This is a genomic window from Rhizobium sp. MHM7A (assembly GCF_005862215.1).
GTDB lineage: Bacteria > Pseudomonadota > Alphaproteobacteria > Rhizobiales > Rhizobiaceae > Rhizobium > Rhizobium bangladeshense.
On record NZ_VCHT01000086.1, the window covers coordinates 1 to 436 of the forward strand.

The window sequence follows — 436 nt, forward strand, 5'->3', positions numbered from 1 at the left end:
TTCAGCGTGTCGTTGCCGGCGCCGCCGGAAAGCGTATCGTCGGCAGCGCCACCCGTGATCGTGTTGTCGAGATTGTTACCCGTGCCGGCAAATGCGCCCGTGCCGGCAAAGCTCAGGTTCTCGACATTGGCGGCAAGCGTATAGATCGCCAGGTTGGTGCGAACCATATCGGTCCCTGCGTCGGCGGCTTCGGTGACGATGTCGCCGGCATCGTCGACGATATAGGTGTCGTTGCCCGCACCACCGATCAAGCTGTCCGCACCTGCTCCGCCATTCAGCGTGTCATTGCCGGCGCCACCGGTGAGCGTGTTGGCCAGCACATTGCCGGCGCCGCTGAAGTTGGCGGAGCCCGTAAAGAGCAGGTTCTCGACATTGTTGCCGAGCATATAGCTGGCAAGCGCCGTCCGGACCGTGTCCGTCCCCTCGTTGGCATTCT

1 pseudogene is annotated in these 436 nt (G+C 62.8%); it reads right to left on the reverse strand.

Going from position 1 to position 436, the window contains the following annotated elements:
- Positions 1–436 (reverse strand): annotated as a pseudogene (locus FFR93_RS40515) (hypothetical protein); the annotation flags it as partial.